The following is a 21,050-nucleotide window of genomic DNA, read 5'->3' as shown; positions in this document are numbered from 1 at the left end:
CCAGGACCTCCGCCAACAGAAGGGCGAACCGCCGGCCGCGCTCACGCGGCCGGCGGTTTTCGCTGTCCCCAGTGGGGGCTCCGGGAGCCCGCCGGGATCGCCGGAGCGGAGTGGTTCAGCCCCGCGCCCCGGCGGGCGCCGCCGTACGCGGGGCCGTGCGCATCGCGGCGTTCAGGCCGAGCAGTTCGCGGTACGCGTGGGAGCAGAAGGCGCATTCGGCGAGATGGCGCGCGAGCGCCCGGCCGCGCACCCCGCCGCGGCGCACCGAGGCGCCGAGCGGGCCGCTGTAGTGCCGGCACCGGTCGTCGCGCGCCGACTCCAGATGGGCCCGCAGATACGACTCCCGCAGCCCCTCCCGGGCCCGGAAGGCCAGTGAGGTCACCCCGCTGGGGGAGATGCCCAGGACCATGGCCACCCGGTGCGGGGACTCCTCCTCGACCAGGGTCAGCCACAGCACGGTCTGCCAGCGCTCGGGGAGTCCCCGGAAGCTGCGGATGAGCAACCGGCGGTCCTCCCGGGCCACCAGATGCTGCTGGGGGTCGGCCGTGGGCGCGTGCTGCCGCCAGGACTCGAAGTCGGCGGTGAGCAGCACCCGGCGCTCCCCGGCGCTCCACTCCATCGCCGTATGGCGCACCACGGTGAGCAGATACGGCCGCCAGGGACCCCGCGGACCGCCTCCGGCGCGAACGGCCTGGAAGGTGCGGAAGAACGCCTCGGAGGCCAGGTCCTCGGCGTCATGGGGATCACGGCAGCAGGTCCGGGCGTAGCGAAGGGTCGCCGGGTGATGGCGGCGGTAGAGCAGGTCGGCCGCGGCCGGACTGGCGCTGCCCGACCGGTAGCCCGCCACCAACCGCCGGGTGAGCTCCTGGTCCGAGGGGGGACGGACCGGTCGGTCGGTATGTTCCGGGCCCGGGAACCCCTCGGTGTCCGGGTGCTCAGCCGCCGGCGGGTCGTCGTCCGCGTCGTCGTCCGCGGCCTGGTGTAAGTGCCCGGTGACAGCGCGGCGCGCGCCGGCCTTCCGGCCGACGCGCGCCTGGTGAGTGGGTTCCATCAGCCGCACTGCTTGCCGCTGTTGATGCAGTCCACCGCCTCGTTCATCAGGTCCTCCGACATCACGTTGATGAAGTCGTCGTGGTCCGTGATGGGCTTGTGCAACTGCTCGGGGAAGCCGTCCACGGCGAACGGGGTGTTGGCCGGCACGTCGTAGGTGATGGTGTTCACCAGCTGGGGGATGGCCTTGAAGCCGTTGGGGCAGGAGCCGTCCTCGTTGGCGAACGCCACGTGGTCACGGTGGTTGGCGCTGTCGATGTTCTGGCCGTCCCAGCAGCTCTGGAAGTCGAAGGTCCGGGTGACCGAGCTGCCCTCGGGGCAGAGCGGGTACTTGTCGGTCAGCTGCCGGTCCTCGAAGCCGGTGCAGCTCCAGGAGGCGTTGGCGTTCTTGTCGCCGTTGGTGAACGCCTTGGCGTCACCGGTGATGATGCGCAGGAACTTCGGCATCGCCGTGACCTTGCTCTGCGGGTTGCCCTTGAACTCGATCTTGGAGCTCTTGGGGGTCAGGATCGTGCCGACGTTGCCCTCCTGGCCACCGCCGAGCTGGTCGGCGTCCGCCTCGTCCTTGCCGTCCTGGGCGCGGACCACGGGCCAGTAGTAGGTCGACTTGTCGTCCTGGTTCTCGCAGGAGGTGCCGCCCTGCTCGAAGGTCTGGTTGTTGGCGAACGCGTCGTTCTTGTCGCTGCCGACGTAGTCGTGCATGTGGTGGGCGCCGTTGCCGACACCGGGCGCGACGATGACGTTGTCACTGTTGCGCAGCTGGGGGTCGCCGACTCCGCACTCCGAGGAGAAGGTGCCGGTGGAGCCGTTCCCCTGGGCCTCCGGCGGCTGCTGGACGTTCGGCTGCACCTTGGTGATGTCGACGAAGTCGTCCTGCGAGGGGCCGTTGCCCGCCTGGCCGCCGGCGTTGCCGGGCACCTCGTTGGCGCCCTCGCCGCCCTGCTGGTCGCCGCCTTGCTGACCACCTTGCTGGTCGCCGCCCTGCTGGTCGCCACCTTGCTGGTCGCCACCTTGCTGGTCGCCACCCTGCTGCTGGCCGCCCTGCTGGTCGCCGCCCTGCTGCTGACCGGCCTGGTTGGCGACCTCCTGCCACTTGCAGTTGGCCATGCCCTGGAGCTGGGAGTTGTCGCCGCCCATGGCCGAGCCGATGTTGTCCAGCGTCTGGGAACGGTCGTCGTTGAGCTTGGAGAGCACGGCGTCGTTCGAACCCTGCTGCTGGTTCATCTGCTGGTACGCCTTGGCCACCTGGTTGTCCAGCTCGGCCAGGTTCTTGTCGACCTCGGGCCTGGCCTTCGACGGCACGTCACTCAGCTGCTGCCCCACATCGGGGCACTGGATCGTCCCCGCCTTCGCGGCCACGGTGTTGTTCTGGTCGGAGCCGCTCTTGTCGCCGTGGGCGGACGCGTTGGCGGCGATGATCGCGGCCCCGCCGCCGCCGAGCGCCAGCGCGGCGACGATGGCGACGGTTTTGTTCGTGAACCGCCCGCGTTTGTGGGTCTGTTGCCTCATGAGATCACTTCACTTAGTCGTTAGAGGGCGTCGAAGTCGACAAGCCCGGTGTCCTCGAGGACCGTGATGTGGTCGAGAACGATGGCATTGGCCCTGGTGGCCAGAGATCTGACCATGGAGTTGCGGCTCTCGGCCCGCACCTGCGCCACAAGGTTGAACACCTTGCCGTGAGCGGCGCGCAACCGGTTTGCGAATACCCGCTCGAACTCGGCGCTGCTACCGGCGTTGGTCATCTCATTCAGCCAGCCCTGCTGCTGAGCGTTGGGCTGACTGGGCAGCTGGATCCCGAGGGCCCGGCCGACCTCCTCGGAGCGGCGGTCGAGCTCGGTGTGTCCCTCGATGAGATGCTCACCGGCGGTCTTCACGGCATCCCGGCTGTCACGCTCCTGGGCGAGACGTCCGGCGGGGAGCTCCCACGTTCCGGCGAGCCTGACTTTGCGGACAAAGTCCCGGTCAGTGGCCGTGAGCGGCCCGTACTGGGTGCTGACCGTCCCACCGCCGTCATCCGTGACGCCATTGCGCGGCTGGGCCACGCTGCTCTCACCGAACAACGACACCGGAATGAGGATCGCCGCCAGGGTGACGGCGAGCGCCCCGATGATGAGCCCGGTGCCGATGGTACGGCTGGAGGCGATGGATCTGGTGAGGTTTGCTGATGGCACAGCGCCCTCCTTGGTTCGGAGTGACACCGGACGCTAGTACCTCGTGTGGCTCGGTCGTGGAGACCTCATCACTAGTGAATAAAGCCGGGACAGAGATCATTACCTGCTGGTACCCTGCGCGGCCGCGCTCCGGAGGGCGCTCACAAAGATTTTTCCCACCCGGTTGAGCAACTCACCGGGCCCGTACGTACGGCAGGGAGAACCCGGTGTACGGCCGCGTCCGAGCGGCCCGGCCGCACACCGTCCCGACGACCCGGAGGCGCCCCGCCGTGGATGCGACAACGCGGAAGACCACGCCCACCAGGCCCCGTCATCTGCTCAGAGCCGAGGCCGGATGCGGCGACTGCCGGTACTGCCCCAGTTTGCCGTCGAGGACCCGGGCATCGGGGTGGTTCAGCTCCTGGAGAATTTCCAGGGCCCGCCGCCAGTCGGTGAGGGCGGTGGCCACATCGCCCTGGGCCAACCGGGTGTCCCCCTGGTGGTGCAGGGTGTCGGCCTCCAGATACCGGTCGCTGATCTCGCGGTAGATGGCGAGCGCCCGGCCGTAGGAGGTGAGGGCGTGGCCATACCGCCCGAGGTGGTGGTACGCGTACCCCACGCTGTCCAGCGCGGCGGCCTCGCCGGACGCGTCGCCGATCCGCCGGTGCAGTTCGACGGCCTCCCGGCAGCGGGCCAGGGCGTGTTCGTACTCACCGAGCAGGATATGGGTCCAGCCGATCTCGTTGAGCACGCTGGCCTGACCGCTGATGTGGTCCAGGCCGACATAGTGGGCGAGCGCCGGCCGGTAGTGGTCCAGCGCCTCCTGGGAGCGGCCCTGACAGTTGGCCAGGAAGGCCAGGGCGCGCAGGGTGCGGGCCTGCCCGGCCCGCTCGCCGAGCTCCGTGAACAGCTCAAGCGCCCGCTCCAGATGGCCGTACGCCTCCTCGTACCGGCCCAGCCGTCCCTCGGCGAAGCCCAGGGTGCGGTGGCTGTGCGCCTGGCCGAGCCGATCCGACAGCGCCCGGGCCGCCCCCAGCGCGGTGCGCTGGATGGCGGTCTGCTCCTGCCAGTGGCCGCGCCGGTCCAGGAAGAGCTCCAGCGTCACCGCCAACTGCCAGGCGTGGGTCGGGAATCCGTGGTCCCGCGCGTGCTCGACGACCGACAGCAGTACGCGGCGCTCGGCCGAGAGCCATGCCCCGGCGCGCTCCTGGCCGGCCAGGTGCTCGGGCGCCGCGTCGGGTCGGGCCGGGGACACGGGCAGCGGTTCGGTCCGGTGCGGGGTGAGCCGCGTGGCGGCGGTGCGCGCGGTGTGCAGATAGTGGTCGAACATCCGGTGCCGGGCGTCCTGGCGGATCTCCTCCGCCTCATGGTCCTGGACCAGCTCCATCGCGTAGGCCCGCAGCAGATCGTGGAAGGTGTAGCGGCCCGGGTCGTGCTCCACCAGCAGATGGGCCCGGGTGAGCGCGGCCAGCAGGGCCCGGGTGACCCGGAGCGGCAGTCCGGCCAGGCTCGCGGCCGCCGCGGTGGAGACCTCGGGCCCCGGATGCAGGGCGAGCAGCCGGAACAGCCGGGCGGCCTCCGGCTCCAGCGCCCGGTAGGACCAGGAGAAGACGCACCGCGCGTCGGTGCTCGGATCGGCGCCCGCGAACGCGTCGAGGTTGCCCTGGCTCTCGCGCAACTCCGCGGCGACAGAAGAAAGGGGAAAGGAGGGACGGGTCGCGGCGCGGGCGGCCACCACCGCCAGTGCGAGCGGCAGCCGCCCGCACAGCCGGATGATGGTCGCCACCGCCTGCGGCTCCGCGGCGACCCGGTCCGTGCCCAGCCGCCGGACGAGTGCCTCATGGGACTCGGCCGGGGACAGCGGCCCCAGAGTAAGAGGACGGGCCCCTTCGCCGGCTATCAGACCGTGCAGCTGATTGCGGCTGGTGACGATGGTCAGACAGCCGGGGGAGCCGGGCAGCAGCGGCCGTACGTGCTGGGAGTCCACCACATTGTCCAGCAGGACCAGCATCCGCCGCCCCGCCAGCAGACTGCGGTACAGCGCGGTCTTGGCGTCCAGACCCGTGGGCACCCGGCTGGGCGGGATCCCCAGCGCGTGGAGGAATCCGCGCAGCGCCTCGTTCGGCGACATCATCGAGCCGGTCGGATCGAAGCCGCGCAGATTGGCGTAGAGCTGTCCGTCCGGAAACCGGTGGGCGATCCGGTGCGCCCAGTGCACGGCCAGCGCGGTCTTGCCGATCCCGGCCATCCCGTCGATCGCGCTGATCACCAGCGGGGCCGGTGAGGCGATCCCGGAGCCCTCGGGCAGCAGGGCCTGGATACCGGCGAGTTCGCTGTGGCGTCCGCTGAACGCGGGCAGGTCGGGCGGCAGTTGCGCCGGGCGGACCGCCGGGGTGGGCGGCGTCTCCGGAGGGGGCGGCTGGACCGGCTCGGCGGGGGCCGGGGTCGACCGGGGCACCACCTCGCGGTGGGCGGCGCGCAATTCCGGGCCGGGTGCCACGCCGAGCTGGTCCGCCAGCCGGTTCCGCGCGGAGGAGAAGACCTCCAGCGCCTCGGCCCGCCGTCCGGTGGTGGCGAGCACCCGGATCAGCTGGGCCTGGAGGGTTTCGTCCAGCGTGTGATGGGCGGCGAACTGCTGGAGCACGGTGGGCAGTTGCTCCGGCACCGTAGAGGCCAGCGCCGTGGTGGCGGCCTCCTTGGCGATGGCCAGAAGTTCACGGTCGACACCGGAGAAGACGGGATGGGCCTGGATGTCGGAGGGGACCCCGGTGGCGGTCGGCCCCTGCCACAGGGCGAGCGCCTGGGCGAAGAGCTCGGCCCCCCGCTCCGGCTCCCCCTCGGCGGCGGTGCGCCGGGCCGACTCGCTCAGATGCCGGAAGCGCAGCAGATCCAGCGCGTCCGGGTCGGTGTTCAGCCGGTAGCCGCCGGAGCTGCGCACCAGCCGGCTGCCCTCCGCCCGCGCCGCCAGCCCCGGTTCCAGCAGCCGGCGCACCGAGCCCACATGGCGGTGCACCACGTTCACCGCGGTGCTCGGCGGATCCTGTGCCCAGAGGACGTCGACGATCTCGCTGAGCGCCACCGGCTGCCCCGCCCGCACCAGCAACAGCGCGAGCAGCGCTCGCTGTTTGGGCGGGCCAAGCTCCAGTTCGGCGCCCGAACGCCACGCCCTGACCGGGCCTAACACCGTAAATCGCACAACTGGGGATCTTAGTCGAGCCCGTTTCGGGCACCGTGCTCTTCCGGCCGACGTGTGGCGTCAGACTTTCGTCACTCAATCGGCGTCCCCTTCTTTTACGCTCCCGCCATTCACACATTCGCCTCGGGGGGAACGGGACGATGGACTTCAACGCGGCGGCCGTCATGACCGACGCCGACGCCTTCTTGACGACGCTGTACCGGCGCCACGGTTCGGCGCTGCACCGGCTGGCCGCCCGGCTGCTGGGTGGGGACTGGCACCGGGCCCAGGACATCGTGCAGGAGGTGGCGATCCGGGCCTGGCTGCGGCCGATGGACATCGGCCCCATGGACGCCTCCGCCCGCCATCGGCTGTTCACGGTGGTCGGCGATCTGGTCGGCGATCTCGTCGGCGACGCCCACCAGGACCAGGTGGAGCCGCGGATGGAGCCGGCCGGTGAGGCCGACCTGGCGGTTCCGGCCGCGCCGGACCCGGTCGATCAGGCGCTCACCGCCCGGGTGGTGTGGGACGCCCTGGCGGACCTGGCGCCCCCGCAGCGGGAGGTGCTGCTGCATCTGCACTATCTGGACCGCAGTGTGAGCCAGGCGGCCCGGGCACTCGGGGTGCCTCCCGGAACCGTCAAGTCGCGTACGTACTACGCGACCCGGGCGCTGCGGACGGCCCTGCGGGCGCGGGGGATCACCGACTGCTGACCGCCCCGGCCACCCGACGACTGTTTTCTGATCGAATGATCGCTACTATGGCGGTGTTTCGATACGAAAACCAAAGCCGATCGCGTCGGAGGTGGGGAACATGCGGGAGCCGGCGCAGAAGCGGCAGGCACGGATCGCGGCCCTGGTGGAGGCCCGGGGCAGCGCCCGGATCACCGATCTCGCGGATGAGCTGGCGGTGTCCGTCGTCACCGTACGGCGGGACGTGGAGGAGCTGGCCCAGCGCGGCGAGCTGCGCCGCGGCCACGGGGTGGCGCGCTCGCTGCGGCCCATGGCCCAGGAGTCCACCGCCACCGGCGACACCATCGGCATGGTGGTCCCGGAGCGCAACACCTACCTCACCGAGGCCGTCCAGGCGGCGCGCGAGGCCGCCGAGAAGACCGGGCTGCGGCTCGCGCTGCACATCGCCGCGGACGAGCGCGGGACCGAGCGCGCGGTCCGCCAGGCGCTGGACGCGGGCGCGCGGGGGCTGCTGCTCGCCCCGCGCTGGCGCACCGAGGCGGAGGCGCGGGCGGACCACGCCTGGATCGCCGGCTTGGAGGTCCCCGTGGTGCTGGTGGAGCGCAGGCCCCACCGGGGCAGCGCGATCTACGGGCTGGACTGTGTGCGTTCGGACCACGCCTACGGGGTGCATCTGGCGCTGGAGCACCTCATCTCGCTGGGGCACCGGCGCATCGTGCTCGCGGCGCGCGACGACAGCCCCACCGCACGGGTGATCCGGTCGGAGTTCGCCGCGCAGACCGCCGCCCGCGGCATCGGCGAGGAGTGCCCGGTGATGCTCAGCTCGCGCACCGCGGGGCCCGATCCCCGCCCGCGCGACGAGCGGGAGGCCGACCTGGCCGCCGCGGTGCGCCGCGCCCGGGCCACCGCCGCCCTGATCCACGGCGACATGGACGCGCTGGTGCTGGTCCAGCGGCTGCGCGAGGCGGGCATCGAGGTGCCGCGCGACTGCTCGGTGGTGGCCTACAACGATGTGGTCGCCGACATGGGGCAGATCGCGCTGACGGCCGTGGCCCCGCCCAAGGGGGAGGTCGGGCAGGCGGCGCTGGAGCTGCTGACCCGTCAGCTGGAGCGGACCCGGACCGGGCGGTGGGCCGGTGCCGCCCGCCATCTGGAGCTGCTGCCCGACCTGGTGGTCCGGGACTCCACCGCCTCGCTCCACTGAGCGTTTGACCGATTCAGTTTCCTCTGTTCGATGTATTGACGGAATTTCAGTCAAGCGATCAGGATTCCCCCTGACTCCACCGTTGAATCAGGGGAGGGTCCATGCCTGGCCACAGACGCCCAGGACGCCCGATGCCCGGACACCGGGCTACGGCGGGCACCACCGCACTGCTCACGCTGCTCGTCCTCGTCCTGGCGGGCTGCTCCACCAGCCGCGGCTCCGACACCGCCGGTGACGGCCCCGTGCGCCTGACCTTCTGGTCGGCGCTGCGCGGCAGCCAGGAGGTCGTCGACGAGTTCAACCGCACCCACACCGACATCAAGGTCAACTTCCAGCAGGTCCCCTCCGGCGAACAGGGCGGCTGGGCCAAGCTCAGCAACGCCGCCCGCGCGGGCAACTCCCCCGATGTCGCCACCGTCGAATACCCCCAGCTGCCCAGCTTCACCATCGACGGCGTGCCCCGGGACATCTCCAAGCTGCTGCCCGACTCGGTACGCCGCAAGATCCTGCCGCAGGCGCTGGACCTCACCACCTTCGACGGGCGCACCTACGCCGTACCGGTGGACATCGAGCCGATGGTCTTCCTGTACCGCAAGGACATCTTCACCAAGAACCACATCCCCGTCCCCAAGACCTGGGCGGAGTTCGAGAGTTCGGCCCGCGAGCTCAAGAAGGCCCAGCCCCGCTCCCGGATCGCCAGCCTCTTCACCACCGGCGGCACCCTCTACATGGCCGGGTACGCCTGGCAGGCCGGGGCCCAGTGGTACCAGACCTCCCACGACACCTGGCGCGTCTCCATGGACGACGCCCCCACCCGCAAGGTCGCGGGCTACTGGCAGCGGCTGAAGGACGAGGACCTGGTGCGCGTCGAACCGGGCTCCAGCCAGCAGTGGCGGGCCCATCTGCGCAGCGGTGAGACGGCCGGATATCTGGCGGGCGCCTGGGCCGCGGGCTCGATGATGGCGTCCACGCCCGACGGCAAGGGCAAATGGGCCATCGCGCCGATGCCGCAGTGGGACCCGGCGAAGCCCAAGGTGAGCACCCAGGGCGGCTCGACCTTCATGGTCACCAAGGACAGCCGGCACCCCAAGGAGGCCATGGAGTTCATCTCCTGGATGGTGACCAGCCCCGACGCGCTGAAGGCCAAGCTCGCCAGTGGCGTCAGCAGCGCCTTCCCGTCCGTGCCCAGCCTCGTCCCGGTCGCCCGAAAGGAGATGGACACCAGCTACTTCTCCGGACAGGACATCTTCGGCCTCTTCGGGAAGCAGGCCGAGTTGATCACCTCCAGCTGGAAGTGGGGGCCGCGGATGGTGTCGACCACCACCTCGGGCGACGACGGGCTCGCCCGGGCCGGGGTCGGCAGCGGCACCGTCCTGGAGGCCCTGCGCGAAGCCCAGAGCAGAACCATGCCCGACCTGAAGAGCCTCGGCCTGTCGGTCACCACCGGCTGAGCCCGCCCCGCCACCTCACCCCGCACCTTCACAAGCCGTACTCACCACGCCTGAGCCGAGGTACCCCGTGAGCACAGTCACGTCCTCAAGACGGACGGCGCCGCCACCGGCGGCCGCCGCCGACCCGCCCCGCAGAACCGGACGGCGCCAGCAGCGGATCGCCGCCACCGTTCTGCTGACCCCCTTCACGGCGCTGCTCATCGCCGTCTTCCTCGTCCCCGTCGGCTACGCCATCTACCTCAGCCTCTTCGGCGAGGACCACAGCGGGCTCGGCTTCGGCGGCGGGGAGACCGTCTTCACCGGGCTGCGCAGCTATCTCGCGGTGTTGCAGGACCCCAGCTTCCTCTCCGGGTTCGGCACCATCGCCCTCTACTGCGTGATCTTCGTTCCCACCGTGGTCGTCAGCGCCCTCGCGCTCGCCCTGCTGCTCGACTCGGGCCTCATCCGGCTGCGGCGGACCTCGCAGATGCTGCTCTACCTGCCGCACGCCGTCCCCGGCATCATCGCGGCCGTCATCTGGCTGTACCTCTACACCCCGGGGCTCAGCCCGGTCATCAAACTCTTCGCCCAGGCCGACATCACCATCGACTTCCTCGGCCTGCACACCGTGCTCCCGTCGATCGTCAACATCGCCCTGTGGAGCGGCCTCGGCTACAACATGATCATCTTCTACGCCGCGCTCCAGGCGCTGCCGCGCGAGGTGATCGAGGCGGCGACCATCGACGGCGCCGGCGGCATCCGCACCGCGCTCCAGGTCAAGGTGCCCATCATCAGGGGCTCGGTGGTGATGGTGTGCATGTTCTCCCTGATCGGCGCGCTCCAGCTGTTCACCGAGCCCATGCTGATGAACCAGGCCACCCCGATGGTCAACTCCCGCTTCACCCCGAACATGTACATCTACGACGCGGCCTTCCGCCGCAACAACTACGGACTCGCCTCCGCGGCCTCCGTCATCCTCCTGATCGTCACCTGCGTCCTGTCGTACGCCGTGACGCGCTGGTCGGGCCGCCGGGAACGGAGAGCGTGATGACCACGACCACACCCACCACCCCGGTGACCCCCTCCCGGGGACCGTCCAAGCCGCTCGGCAAGCCCTTCGGCGGCTCCAAGCTGACCAGCCGCGGCATCGCCAACGCCGTGGTCCTGATCGCCGCCCTCTACACCATGCTGCCCGCGCTGTGGCTGCTGCTGGCGTCCACCAAGAACGCCGACGCCCTCTTCGGCAGCGACATCTTCTCGCTCGGCGACTTCTCCTTCGGCCGCAACCTCTCCGATCTGTTCTCCATGGACGGCGGGCTCTACGGCGAGTGGTACGTCAACAGCCTGCTGTACGCGGTCGTCGGGGCCCTGGTCGGCTCGCTCATCAGCGTCGCCGCGGGCTACGCCTTCGACAAGTACGAGTTCCGGCACAAGGAGAAGTTCTTCGGGCTCGTCCTCACCGGCGTCATGGTGCCGCCGACCGTGCTGGCCCTTCCGCTCTATCTGGTGGCCTCCGAGATCGGGATGGTCAACACCTTCTGGGCGGTCTTCATCCCGGTGCTCTTCAACCCCTTCGGCGTCTATCTCGCCCGCCTGCTCAGCAGCGGCTATGTGCCCAACGAGGTGCTGGAGGCGTCCCGGGTCGACGGCGCGGGCGAGCTCCAGACCTATGTACGGGTCAGCCTGCGGATGCTCGGGCCCGGATTCGTGACCGTCTTCCTCTTTCAGCTCACGGCCATCTGGAACAACTTCTTCCTTCCGATGGTGATGCTCTCCGACCAGCACCTGTATCCGCTCAGCCTCGGCCTCTACACCTGGAACAGCGCCGCCACCGTCTCGCCCGAGTACTACCCCCTCGTGGTCATCGGCTCACTGCTCGCCGTCGTGCCGCTGATCGTGGCGTTCGTCCTGTTGCAGCGCTACTGGAAGTCCGGACTGACCGCAGGGAGCGTCAAGTGACCGCAAGCCACCTCTCCGCCCGCCGCCGCCCCCGCGCCGCCCTGGCCATGGCCGAGCGGTCGGCCCGGCAGGTGCTCGGGGCCGCGAGCCTGGACCGGCTCATCGACCTCCTCGACCTCGACCCCGGCCTCGTCATCGACGACTTCACCACCCCGGCCGCCCGCCGCGCACTCGCCGACACCGAACTGCTGGTCACCGGCTGGGGCTGCCCGCCCCTGGACCGCCGCACGCTCGACGCCGCGCCCCGGCTGCGCGCCGTGGTGCACACCGCGGGCACCGTGCGCCACCACATCACCGACGCCTGCTGGGAGCGCGGCATCGCGGTCTCCTCGGCGGCCGCGGCCAACGCCCTGCCCGTCGCCGAGTACACCGTCGCCATGATCCTGCTGTCCAACAAGCGCGTCCTGGACATCGCCCGGGACTACCGCGCCGAGCGGCGCACGATCGACTGGAACGAGCGCTATCCGGACGCGGGCAACTACCGCCGGACGGTGGGCATCCTCAGCGCCTCCGCCATCGGCCGCCGGGTGATCGAGCTGCTGCGCCCGTACGACCTCGACCTGCTGCTCTACGACCCGTATGTCACCGCTCAGGAGGCGAAGGAACTCGGGGCGCGCCCGGTGCCGTTGCGGGAGCTCTTCGCCGGCAGCGATGTCATCAGCGTCCACACCCCCCTGCTGCCCGCCACCGAGGGCCTGGTCAGCCGGGAGCTGCTGGCCGCCATGCCGGACGGCGCCACGCTCATCAACACCGCGCGCGGGGCGGTGGTGGACCAGGAGGCGCTCACCGAGGAGGTGGTGGCCGGGCGGATCCGCGCCGTCCTCGACGTCACCGTGCCGGAGCTGCTGCCCGCCACCTCCCCGCTCTACGACTGCGACAACGCGCTCATCACCCCGCACATCGCCGGATCCAAGAGCGGTGAGCTGCGCCGGCTGGCCGACCTCGCCATCGGCGAGATCGAGCACTACGTCACCGGCCGCCCCTTCGCCCACCCCGTACGACCGGAGATCCTCGACCGCTCGGCATAAAGGGGCGCGCCACCCCACCTGTACCTGTGCGCGCGCCCTCTCATGCCCCGCGACCCCCAGGAGGCCCACCCCGCCATGCCCGAGCTCCCCTTCCTCCTCCCCGCCGACGACCGCGCCCTCAGCCCCCACACCGGCTACACCCGCGCCCACTGGGAGGCCGCCGCGGACGGCATGCTGCACGCCGCCCTCCGCTACGCCACCCCCGGCCAGGCCCTGATCGACCTGCCCGGCCCGCCGTCCCAGTCCGGGGTGCGCTCCGACGGGCTCGAAGGGTTCGCCCGTACCTTCCTCCTCGCCGCCTTCCGCGCCGCCGGGGCCTCGGGCAAGGACCAGCACGGCATCCTGGAGCGCTACACCGCGGGGATCGCCCGCGGCACCCTCACCCCCGGGCGCGGGGACGCCGAGTCCTGGCCGGTGATCGGCCATCACGGGGCCCAGGGCCAGCCCATGGTGGAGTCCGCGTCCGTGGCCCTCGGCCTGCGGCTGACCGCGCCGTGGACCTGGGAGGCGCTGCCGCCCGACGCCCAGGACCGCACCGAGGAGTGGCTGCGCGGCGCGCTGCGCCACCAGCCCTCACCCAACAACTGGTACCTCTTCCCCCTCACCGTGGCCGGTTTCCTCGAGGCCGTCGGACGCGGCGACGCCGAGACGGCCCGCGCCATCGAGCGGGGGCTCGGCCTGCTGGAGGGCTGGTACCAGGGCCAGGGCTGGTACTCCGACGGCGACGGGCGGTCGTTCGACCACTACAACGGCTGGGCGCTGCACATGTACCCGCTGCTGCACGCCCATCTCGCGGGCGACGGGGAGCTCCTGGACCGGCTCGGCCCCCGGCTGCGCACCTTCCTCGAGGGCTTCTCGCTGCTCTTCGACGCCGACGGCGCCCCCATCCACCACGGACGCTCCCTCACCTACCGCTTCGCCGCCGGGGCCTCGGTGGCACTGGGCGCCCTCACCGGCCACACCCCCCTCGCCCCCGGCGCCACCCGACGCCTCCTCAGCGGAGCGCTGCGCCACTTCCTGGACCGCGGGGCGCTCACCGGGGACGGGGTGCTGAGCCTGGGCTGGTACGGGCCGCACGCCGCGACCCTCCAGCGCTACTCCGGGCCCGGCTCGCCCTACTGGGCCTCCAAGGGGTTCCTCGGCCTGCTGCTCCCGCCAGACCACCCGGTGTGGACCGCGACCGAGGAGGCCGCCCCCGCCGAGGGTCCCGACCGGGCGCTGGCGCTGCCCGCCGCCGGGTTCCTCGTCCAGACCACGGGCCGGGACGGGCTGGTGCGGCTGCACAACCACGGCAGCTACAAGCTCCGGCCCTGGGAGGCCGAGCACGCGCCCGCCGATCCGCTCTACGCCCGGCTCGCCTACTCCACCCGCACCGGCCCCACCAGCGCGGACAACACCCCCGACAACCACATCGCCCTCGAGGAGCGCGGTGTGCGCACCGCCCGGCTGCGCATCCACCCGCTGGCCGCGGGCCCCGACTGGCTCGCCTCCTCCCACACCCCCGCCTTCCCCGACGGCGGCCCCAAGGTGCCCTCGATCCGCATCGACAGCCTGACCCTCGTCCGCGGCCGGCTCGAAGTGCGTGTCCACCGCACCGTGGGCGTCCCCGCCGGAACCCGGATCCACCACAGCGGCTGGGCCGTCGCCCTGCCCCCGGGCACCCCCGCGGAGACCGAGGAGGGCGCCGAGATACGGCTGGACGGGGGAGAGGTGACCGGTCAGCTCCTCGGACTGCACGGCTGGCAGACCGCCACCGCGGTCCGGGCGCCGCAGGGCACCGCGTACGGGCCGTGGGCCCTGGTCCCCGAACTCACCGGCACCGTCGGCGAGGACCCCTCCGGCACCCTCTTCGTCGCGCTGGCCTCGCTCACCGGGGAGCGCGACCCGGCCCCGCTCGCCGATCTCGCCACCGCCGAGGTGAACGGGCTCGCGGTCACCGTACGGCCGGCGGACGGCGGGGCCTTCGTGGTGGACTTCGGCGCGGGCGACGCCCCCTCCGTCACGCCCACCGTCACGGAGGTGGGGGCGTGACGCGGCTCGGCATCTGCTCGGTGACCCTGCGCCGGCTCGCCCCGGACCGGGTGATCGCCGCCGTGGCCGGAGCGGGCCTGGAGTGCGTCGAATGGGGCGGTGACGTCCATGTGCCGCCCGGCGACGAGGACACCGCCCGGCGGGTCCGCGACGCCACCGTGGACGCCGGGCTCGCTGTCGCCTCATACGGCTCCTACTACCGCGCCGGGCACAGTGCCCCGGAGGAGTTCGACGCGGTGCTCCGCTCCGCCGTGGCGCTCGGCGCCCCGCGCATCCGGATCTGGGCGGGCGCCACCGGCACTGGTGAGACCCCGCCCGAGGGGCGCCGCGCGGTGGTCGAGGCCACCCGGCGCGCCGCCGCGCTCGCCGCGGACGCGGGGGTCGAACTCGCCTATGAGTTCCACCGCAACACCCTGACCGACGGCGCGGACCACACCCTCCGGCTGCTGGAGGAGGTGGACCGCGCCGATGTCGCCACCTACTGGCAGCCGCCCGTCGACATGCCCGACGCGGAGGCGCTGAAGGGGCTGGACGCGCTGGGGGACCGGATCGCCGCGGTGCACGCGTTCTCCTGGTGGCCCGGGACCACCCGGCTACCGCTGACCGCCCGCGCCCCGCTGTGGCGCAGCGTCTTCGAGCGCCTGCTCACGCACCGCACCGCGGTGTCGGGCGGCGGCCCGCCGCTCGATGTCCTGCTGGAGTTCGTCCCGGACGACGACGAGCGGCTGCTACCCCGGGAGGCCGCCACGCTGCGGGCCCTCGCCGCCGTCTAGCGCCTACGGCGAGCTGTTCCCCTACCCGCCCCTTCCCACAACTGGGGCTCCGCCCCAGACCCCGAACGGGGCTCCGCCCCAGGCCCTGGGCCGGGGTTCCGGTCCAGCCCCCAGACCGGGTGTGCGCCCCAGGCCCCGGAGGGCGTTCCGCTCCAGGCCCCGGAGGGGGTTTCGCCTCGGGCCCGGACGGGGGCTTCGCCCCAGGCCCCGGAGGGGTTCCGGGCCAGAGCCCGGACGGGGCTTAGCTCCAGGCCCTGGACGGGGGTTCCGCTCCAGGCCCCGGACGGGGCTTCGCCTCAGGCCTGGACCCGGGGGCCCGCCCTTTCCCGCGGGATTGATATGCGGCTCCGCCGCGTGGTGGGGCCGGGGTCCAGGGGCGGAGTCCCTGCCACGCGGCGGAGCCGCACATGCATGCCGCGGGAAGGGGCGGGGAGGGGAAAGACCCGCGGGCTGCGCATTACGGCTCGGCGTCGATCGATGGGCAGGTGGTCACTGGGGGGTGCGGGAGGCGCCGCCGTAGGAGGTGTCCTCCTCGATGGTGCCGCCGAACTTCTCCCGGAACTCCTCCATGTTCTTCCGGGGCGAGGACGACAGCACCCAGCGGTTGCCGACCAGATAGACGCCGCCGTACATCTGGGCCGTCTCCAGCCAGTCGCGCTGGTTCTTCGCGGTGACGAAGTCGAGGAAGAGGAACTTGCCCCTGGAGTTCTTGCAGACGGCCTGGCGGTAGTCGTCCACCTTGGTGGTGAACTCGGGTTTGCAGCCGGCGGCCGAGGCGAGTTGCTCCACCCGCGCGGCCTTGGGCGTGGGGCTGGCGCTCGCGCTCGGCCGGGTGGCGTTCCCTCCGGCCTCCGCCTTGGCGTCCGCCTTACCGTCCCCGCCCCCGCCGCCGCATCCCGCGAGGGCGAGCAGCGCGCCCACCGCCGCCGCGACCGCCACCGCGCGCGGACCCTGGCGGCGCGGGGCGCGGTCGGCGGCCCGGACCGGGTGCGGAGCGTCGGCGGCGGCGTCGGCGGCGTCGTCGTACATGAAAGGCCCTCTCGCATCGTCGGATCCGGGGTGCGGCTGCGCCCCTCGCGGCTACGGGTACGGGTACGGATGGAGGACGCCGATCGTTCACCGGCCTCGCGCCGGGCCGCGCCGTTCCCCACGCCGGGCCGGGCGCGCACAAGGTGCCCGGACCCTTGACAGCCAGGTCGGATGCTGGATTACTGGACCGCGCCCGAACGGTAACCGAATGTTCGGTCGGCATCCGGAGGTGGTGGACGGCCCATGGGGGAATCGCTGAGCGCGGCTCCGCTCGACGACGCCGAGCGGATGAGCCCAGAGGAGCTGAGGGCGCTTCAGCTCACCCGGCTGCGCACCACCTTGCGCCATGCGTACGACCACGTCGAGCTGTACCGCAAGAAGTTCCGCGCGGCCGGGGTCGGCCCCGAGGACTGCCGCACTCTGGAGGACCTGGCCCGGTTCCCGTTCACCACCAAGGCCGATCTGCGCGACAGCTACCCCTTCGGGATGTTCGCCGTCGAGCAGAGCGAGGTGCGGCGGCTGCACGCCTCCAGCGGCACCACCGGCCGCCCCACCCTCGTCGGCTACACCGACCACGACCTCGCGGTGTGGGCGGAGGTGATCGCCCGCTCGATCCGCGCGGCCGGCGGCCGCCCCGGCCACAAGGTGCATATCTCCTACGGCTACGGCCTGTTCACCGGCGGCCTCGGCGCCCACTACGGCGCCGAGCGGCTCGGCTGCACCGTCATCCCCGCCTCCGGGGGGATGACCGCCCGGCAGGTGCGGCTCATCCAGGACCTCAGGCCCGAGATCATCATGATCACGCCGTCCTATCTGCTGACGCTCCTGGACGAGTTCGAGCGGCAGGGCGTCGACCCCCGCTCCACCTCCCTCCAGGTCGGCATCTTCGGCGCCGAGCCCTGGACGGAGGAGATGCGCCGGGAGATAGAGGAGCGCATGGACATCCACGCGGTGGACATATACGGGCTCTCGGAGGTGGTGGGCCCGGGGGTGGCCCAGGAGTGCGTGGAGACCAAGGACGGGCTGCACGTCTGGGAGGACCACTTCTACCCCGAGATCGTGGACCCGCTCACCGACGAGGTGTTGCCGGGTGGCGAGGAGGGGGAGCTGACCTTCACCACCCTCACCAAGGAGGCGCTCCCCGTCATCCGTTACCGCACCCGGGATCTCACCCGGCTGCTGCCCGGCACCGCCCGCCCCGCCTTCCGGCGCATCCAGAAGATCACCGGCCGCTGCGACGACATGCTCATCGTGCGCGGGGTGAACGTCTTCCCCAGCCAGATCGAGGAGATCGTGCTGCGGGTCCCGTCGGTGGCCCCGCACTTCCAGCTCGAGCTGACCCGGCGCGGCCGGATGGACCATATGGCGGTGCGGATCGAGGCACGCCCCGGCGTCGGCCCCGAGCGGCGCGCGGACGCCGCCACGGCGATCGCGCGGGCCGTGAAGGACGGGGTGGGGCTCACGGTCGAGGTGGAGGTCGTGGACCCGGAGACGCTGGAGCGCTCCGTGGGCAAGATCCGCCGGGTCAAGGACCTGCGGACGGAGGGCTGAGCGGACCGGAGGGCTGAGCGGACACCAGGGCCGAGCCGACGCCAGGCCGAGCGGATACAGGCCCGAGCGGAGACCAACCCGAGCCGCCCCGGGGCGCCGTCCGTGGACAGGACAGGACGGGACCCGGGGCGCATGGGATCGGCCGGTGACCCCGAGGGCTTCTCGGCGTGCCAGTCGCTCAGCGTGCCAACCCGAGGGCGGTGACCTCGTGATGCAGCGGCAGCCGCGCCCCGCACACGGTCGCCTGCGCCTGCGCCGCGACCCGGCGCCGGTCGTCGACGTCGCGCATCGGCCGCAGCGGCCGGTGCACATTCACCCGCACCGTGAGTCCGTCGGCGCGGATCACCCGGCGCAGCGAGTGGCCGAAGTCGTCCTCGCCGACGAAGGCGGCCACCGTGGTCGGGGCGCCGTGCTGGACGTAGTCCAGGGTCACCGGGCGCACCGGCGCGCCCGCGTCCAGCGCGGCCTGGAAGGTGGCCCGGCGGAAGCTGCCGCCGGTGCCCGCACACCAGGTGATGCCCTGCGGGAAGGCCATCACCGACTGGCCGTCGCGCAGCCGGGCCGCCATCTCCCGTACGGTCGCGGGGAGTTCGCGCAGCGAGTCGCGGTCGATGTACAGGGTCCCCGCGCGGGTGACCATCGGGCCGATCAGCGGCCAGCCCGCGATCTCCCGCTTGGCCAGCATGACCACGGGCTCCATCGACAGCAGCGCGATGATGTCCAGCCAGGAGATGTGGTTCGCCACGATCAGCGTGCCGGTGGTCCCCGGGGCGCTGAGCGCGCTGTCGCCCGCCACCTCCAGCCGGACGCCGAGGGAGTCCAGCAGTGTCGCCGCCCGCGCCCGCAGCGTCTCGGGCTCGGCGATCCGCCGGCCGGAGGCCAGCGCGCCCAGCACCGCCCGGCCGAAGACCGTCGCCCGCCGGGCGACCCGCGTCGCCGGGACGCGGTCGGCGGCGTGGGCGACACAGCCGGTGGTGCACGGCGACCAGGCCGCCCAGGCGTGTGCGGGCAGACTCGTCGCGGCCGGGACGGTCACTGGGATTCACCCAGGAAGTAGCGGCGGTAGCGGTCGTTCATCCGCTCGGTGTCCAGCAGCACGAAGAAGTCGGCGTCGTTGAAGGCCCGGTCGTGCTGCGGCGAGCCGCACATCCAGGCGCCGACGCGCAGGTACCCGCGCAGCAGCGGCGGCAGATCGGCGTAGCCGGGCTCGCCGTCCAGCGGCCGCGAGGGTATCCAGGGGTCGAGCGGGTGGACCCGCATCTCCGGCGGGGCGGCGTGCTTGGTGGTGCCGAGCAGCCAGGCGTTGGCGGCGGCCTGCTCGCCCTCGGCCAGCGGCACCGAGGCGCAGCCCGCGAGATAGCGATGGCCGGACAGCAGTACGTAGCGGGCCAGACCGGCCCACATCAGGTTGATCACGGCGCCCGAGCGGTGGTCGGCGTGCACACAGGCGCGGCCGGCCTCGACCATGGACGAGCGGACCTCGGCCGGAAGCCCGCGCAGATTGAACTCGGTGTCCGAGTAGAGCCGCTCACTGCGCCCCGGGGGAAGCAGCCGGTAGGTGCCGACCACGGTGTCCGTCGCCGTGTCCGTGACGATCAGGTGGTCCATGACCTCGTCGAACTCGTCCACGTCTCGGCCGTCGACCGCCGCGTCCAGCCGGCCGCCCCTCTCCTCGCCGAACACCTGGTAGCGCAGCCGCTGCGCGGCGTGGATCTGCTCCCGGGTGTGGGCGATCGAGGTGACGTACGAGCTGGTGGGCGCCGTCGTGGACGTCGTGAGCACGGGCATTCCTGTTCTCCGTTCGAGGGAAGTCAGGAGCGGTGGGGACTGGGGAAGAGCGGAAGAAACGCCTCACTCGCCGTGCGGTACGCGGAGGCGGCGCGTACCGGGGCGTCCACCAGTCTTGCCGTGGCGACGTACGTCACAGTGTCCGTGCGGTGATTCGGCGACTGCCAGTCGATGACGAAAACATGCCGCAGGTCGGCCCCGGTTACGGAGCGGTAGCGCCGGTGCCGCCGCTGTCATCGGCGGCGTCGGTGACAGCGGCGGCGCCGGTGGCATCGGTGGCGCCCGGGAGCGGGAACCCCAGCGAATGGGCCGCGGTGGCGGGGGTGGGTTGGGACCAGTAGTCGCTTACCGCCTCGGCCGAGGACAGGGAGCGGGTTTCGGCCAGATCCAGATAGAGGACGCCGTCGAGGTGGTCGGTCTCGTGCTGGACGATCCGCGCGGGCCAGCCGGTGAACTCCTCGTCCAGCTCCCGCCCCGTCTCGTCCTGCCCGCGCAGCCGGATCCGGTCCGGGCGGCCGACCACGGCCTGCCAGCCGGGGATGCTCAGGCACCCCTCGAAGAACGCCGCCCGGCCGTCGCCGACCGGTTCGTAGCGGGGGTTGACCAGCACCCGGTACGGCTGCGGCACCCGGCCGCGCGCCTCGCGTACCTCGGCCGTCACCTCCGCCGGGTCCTCGATCACCGCCAGCCGCAGCGGCACACCGATCTGCGGGGCCGCGAGCCCCACTCCGGGCGCGGAGTGCATGGCCTCCCGCATCGCCGTCAGCAACTGGTCCAGCTGGTCCGCGGCCAGCTGGCCCTCGTACGGCAGGGCCGGTTGCCGCAGCACGGGGATGCCCGCGGAGAGGATCGGCAGCGGGCGGGTCCCGGAGAGCAGTTCGTCGACGAGCTCGGAGAGGGTGGTGGTCGGCATGGGGGACAGCCTGGCAAGACGATCACGCCACGGCAATTCGGGGGCGGGGGTTGGGGTTCTGGCGCCCTTGGGTGCGGGTGCTTCGGGTGCTCACCATCGGACAAAGGTGAACAGGGCACCGATGGGGTCCGTAGCACCTGAGGAGCCGCCGGGGAACATCCCACGCCCCCGCGGCTCGGCCGAGTCTCCCGGCTCGGCCGCTGCCGCCCCGCGGTGCTCCCCCGTTTTGCACGCGGGGCGGCAGCTTTCCCCGGCCCCCCGGCCGGGGCTTCGCCCC

17 protein-coding genes are annotated in these 21,050 nt (G+C 72.1%); 9 read left to right on the top strand and 8 right to left on the bottom strand.

What is annotated here, in order from left to right; all coding sequences use genetic code 11:
- Positions 1–115: 115 nt before the first annotated feature.
- The 4 genes from ACT2CW_RS07050 to ACT2CW_RS07035 all read right to left on the bottom strand — a co-directional run bounded on the left by ACT2CW_RS07050 (position 116) and on the right by ACT2CW_RS07035 (position 6,396).
- Positions 116–1,051: an RNA polymerase sigma factor gene (locus ACT2CW_RS07050; protein ID WP_164428287.1), complete on the bottom strand. Its 936-nt coding sequence runs from the start codon at positions 1,049–1,051 to the stop codon at positions 116–118.
- Positions 1,051–2,559 (bottom strand): DUF1996 domain-containing protein, encoded by a 1,509-nt coding sequence (locus tag ACT2CW_RS07045; RefSeq protein WP_445515934.1) that lies wholly within the window; start codon positions 2,557–2,559, stop codon positions 1,051–1,053. The genes ACT2CW_RS07050 and ACT2CW_RS07045 overlap by 1 nt, the downstream gene beginning before the upstream one ends.
- A 20-nt stretch (positions 2,560–2,579) precedes the next feature.
- Positions 2,580–3,221 carry a DUF4142 domain-containing protein gene (locus ACT2CW_RS07040; protein WP_164428291.1) on the bottom strand — a complete coding sequence of 214 codons (642 nt, stop codon included), beginning with the start codon at positions 3,219–3,221 and terminating at the stop codon, positions 2,580–2,582.
- Between the two features lie 310 nt (positions 3,222–3,531).
- A complete protein-coding gene (locus tag ACT2CW_RS07035; protein ID WP_445515933.1) occupies positions 3,532–6,396 on the bottom strand; it encodes an AfsR/SARP family transcriptional regulator in 2,865 nt (954 codons plus the stop codon).
- A gap of 140 nt (positions 6,397–6,536) precedes the next feature.
- Between ACT2CW_RS07035 and ACT2CW_RS07030 the strand changes: the two genes are divergently transcribed.
- The 8 genes from ACT2CW_RS07030 to ACT2CW_RS06995 all read left to right on the top strand — a co-directional run bounded on the left by ACT2CW_RS07030 (position 6,537) and on the right by ACT2CW_RS06995 (position 15,492).
- Positions 6,537–7,088: a sigma-70 family RNA polymerase sigma factor gene (locus ACT2CW_RS07030; RefSeq protein ID WP_445515932.1), complete on the top strand. Its 552-nt coding sequence runs from the start codon at positions 6,537–6,539 to the stop codon at positions 7,086–7,088.
- A gap of 100 nt (positions 7,089–7,188) precedes the next feature.
- Complete coding sequence (locus ACT2CW_RS07025; RefSeq protein WP_445515931.1) at positions 7,189–8,271, top strand: LacI family DNA-binding transcriptional regulator; 1,083 nt, start codon at positions 7,189–7,191, stop codon at positions 8,269–8,271.
- Between the two features lie 131 nt (positions 8,272–8,402).
- Entirely contained in the window at positions 8,403–9,722 is a 1,320-nt protein-coding gene (locus ACT2CW_RS07020) for an ABC transporter substrate-binding protein (protein WP_233361470.1), read from the top strand.
- A 67-nt stretch (positions 9,723–9,789) separates the two neighbouring features.
- On the top strand, positions 9,790–10,749 hold the full coding sequence (locus ACT2CW_RS07015) for a carbohydrate ABC transporter permease (protein ID WP_086885743.1): 960 nt from the start codon (positions 9,790–9,792) through the stop codon (positions 10,747–10,749).
- Positions 10,749–11,660 carry a carbohydrate ABC transporter permease gene (locus tag ACT2CW_RS07010; RefSeq protein ID WP_164428299.1) on the top strand — a complete coding sequence of 304 codons (912 nt, stop codon included), beginning with the start codon at positions 10,749–10,751 and terminating at the stop codon, positions 11,658–11,660. Before ACT2CW_RS07015 ends, ACT2CW_RS07010 begins: the two co-directional genes overlap by 1 nt.
- Positions 11,661–11,707: 47 nt before the next feature.
- Entirely contained in the window at positions 11,708–12,688 is a 981-nt protein-coding gene (locus ACT2CW_RS07005) for a hydroxyacid dehydrogenase (protein ID WP_445516223.1), read from the top strand.
- Positions 12,689–12,763: 75 nt separating this feature from the next.
- Complete coding sequence (locus ACT2CW_RS07000; protein WP_445515930.1) at positions 12,764–14,719, top strand: DUF2264 domain-containing protein; 1,956 nt, start codon at positions 12,764–12,766, stop codon at positions 14,717–14,719.
- Positions 14,716–15,492 carry a sugar phosphate isomerase/epimerase family protein gene (locus ACT2CW_RS06995; protein ID WP_445515929.1) on the top strand — a complete coding sequence of 259 codons (777 nt, stop codon included), beginning with the start codon at positions 14,716–14,718 and terminating at the stop codon, positions 15,490–15,492. The genes ACT2CW_RS07000 and ACT2CW_RS06995 overlap by 4 nt, the downstream gene beginning before the upstream one ends.
- A gap of 489 nt (positions 15,493–15,981) precedes the next feature.
- Here ACT2CW_RS06995 and ACT2CW_RS06990 read toward each other — a convergent pair whose 3' ends face one another.
- Positions 15,982–16,521 (bottom strand): hypothetical protein, encoded by a 540-nt coding sequence (locus ACT2CW_RS06990; RefSeq protein WP_445515928.1) that lies wholly within the window; start codon positions 16,519–16,521, stop codon positions 15,982–15,984.
- Positions 16,522–16,764: 243 nt separating this feature from the next.
- On the opposite strand from ACT2CW_RS06990, the gene paaK reads away from it, so the two are divergent.
- On the top strand, positions 16,765–18,072 hold the full coding sequence (gene paaK / locus ACT2CW_RS06985; RefSeq protein WP_445515927.1) for a phenylacetate--CoA ligase PaaK: 1,308 nt from the start codon (positions 16,765–16,767) through the stop codon (positions 18,070–18,072).
- Positions 18,073–18,250: 178 nt separating this feature from the next.
- Here the strand turns inward: paaK and ACT2CW_RS06980 are convergent, their stop codons facing one another.
- From ACT2CW_RS06980 to ACT2CW_RS06970, 3 genes are all read right to left on the bottom strand, one after another.
- Complete coding sequence (locus ACT2CW_RS06980) at positions 18,251–19,108, bottom strand: lysophospholipid acyltransferase family protein (RefSeq protein WP_445515926.1); 858 nt, start codon at positions 19,106–19,108, stop codon at positions 18,251–18,253.
- Positions 19,105–19,860, bottom strand: coding sequence for a GNAT family N-acetyltransferase (locus tag ACT2CW_RS06975; protein WP_164428311.1), 756 nt, complete (start codon positions 19,858–19,860; stop codon positions 19,105–19,107). Before ACT2CW_RS06975 ends, ACT2CW_RS06980 begins: the two co-directional genes overlap by 4 nt.
- Positions 19,861–20,062: 202 nt before the next feature.
- Positions 20,063–20,773: a peptide deformylase gene (locus tag ACT2CW_RS06970; RefSeq protein ID WP_445515925.1), complete on the bottom strand. Its 711-nt coding sequence runs from the start codon at positions 20,771–20,773 to the stop codon at positions 20,063–20,065.
- Between the last annotated feature and the right edge of the window lie 277 nt (positions 20,774–21,050).

This window comes from Streptomyces sp. NEAU-174, from assembly GCF_052665095.1.
The sequence above is the reverse complement of the archived record's forward strand: the minus strand, read 5'-3'. Positions and strand labels throughout refer to the sequence as shown.

Bases quoted from the DNA above. Each gene is read 5' to 3' on its own strand.
- ACT2CW_RS07020 (WP_233361470.1), top strand. From the start codon at position 8,403: ATGCCCGGACACCGGGCTACGGCGGGCACCACCGCACTGCTCACGCTG.
- ACT2CW_RS07005 (WP_445516223.1), top strand. From the start codon at position 11,708: ATGGCCGAGCGGTCGGCCCGGCAGGTGCTCGGGGCCGCGAGCCTGGAC.
- ACT2CW_RS06975 (WP_164428311.1), bottom strand. From the start codon at position 19,860: ATGCCCGTGCTCACGACGTCCACGACGGCGCCCACCAGCTCGTACGTC.
- ACT2CW_RS07050 (WP_164428287.1), bottom strand. From the start codon at position 1,051: ATGGAACCCACTCACCAGGCGCGCGTCGGCCGGAAGGCCGGCGCGCGC.
- ACT2CW_RS07025 (WP_445515931.1), top strand. From the start codon at position 7,189: ATGCGGGAGCCGGCGCAGAAGCGGCAGGCACGGATCGCGGCCCTGGTG.
- ACT2CW_RS06970 (WP_445515925.1), bottom strand. From the start codon at position 20,773: ATGCCGACCACCACCCTCTCCGAGCTCGTCGACGAACTGCTCTCCGGG.
- ACT2CW_RS07000 (WP_445515930.1), top strand. From the start codon at position 12,764: ATGCCCGAGCTCCCCTTCCTCCTCCCCGCCGACGACCGCGCCCTCAGC.
- ACT2CW_RS07030 (WP_445515932.1), top strand. From the start codon at position 6,537: ATGGACTTCAACGCGGCGGCCGTCATGACCGACGCCGACGCCTTCTTG.
- paaK (WP_445515927.1), top strand. From the start codon at position 16,765: ATGGGGGAATCGCTGAGCGCGGCTCCGCTCGACGACGCCGAGCGGATG.
- ACT2CW_RS07045 (WP_445515934.1), bottom strand. From the start codon at position 2,559: ATGAGGCAACAGACCCACAAACGCGGGCGGTTCACGAACAAAACCGTC.
- ACT2CW_RS06990 (WP_445515928.1), bottom strand. From the start codon at position 16,521: ATGTACGACGACGCCGCCGACGCCGCCGCCGACGCTCCGCACCCGGTC.
- ACT2CW_RS07010 (WP_164428299.1), top strand. From the start codon at position 10,749: ATGACCACGACCACACCCACCACCCCGGTGACCCCCTCCCGGGGACCG.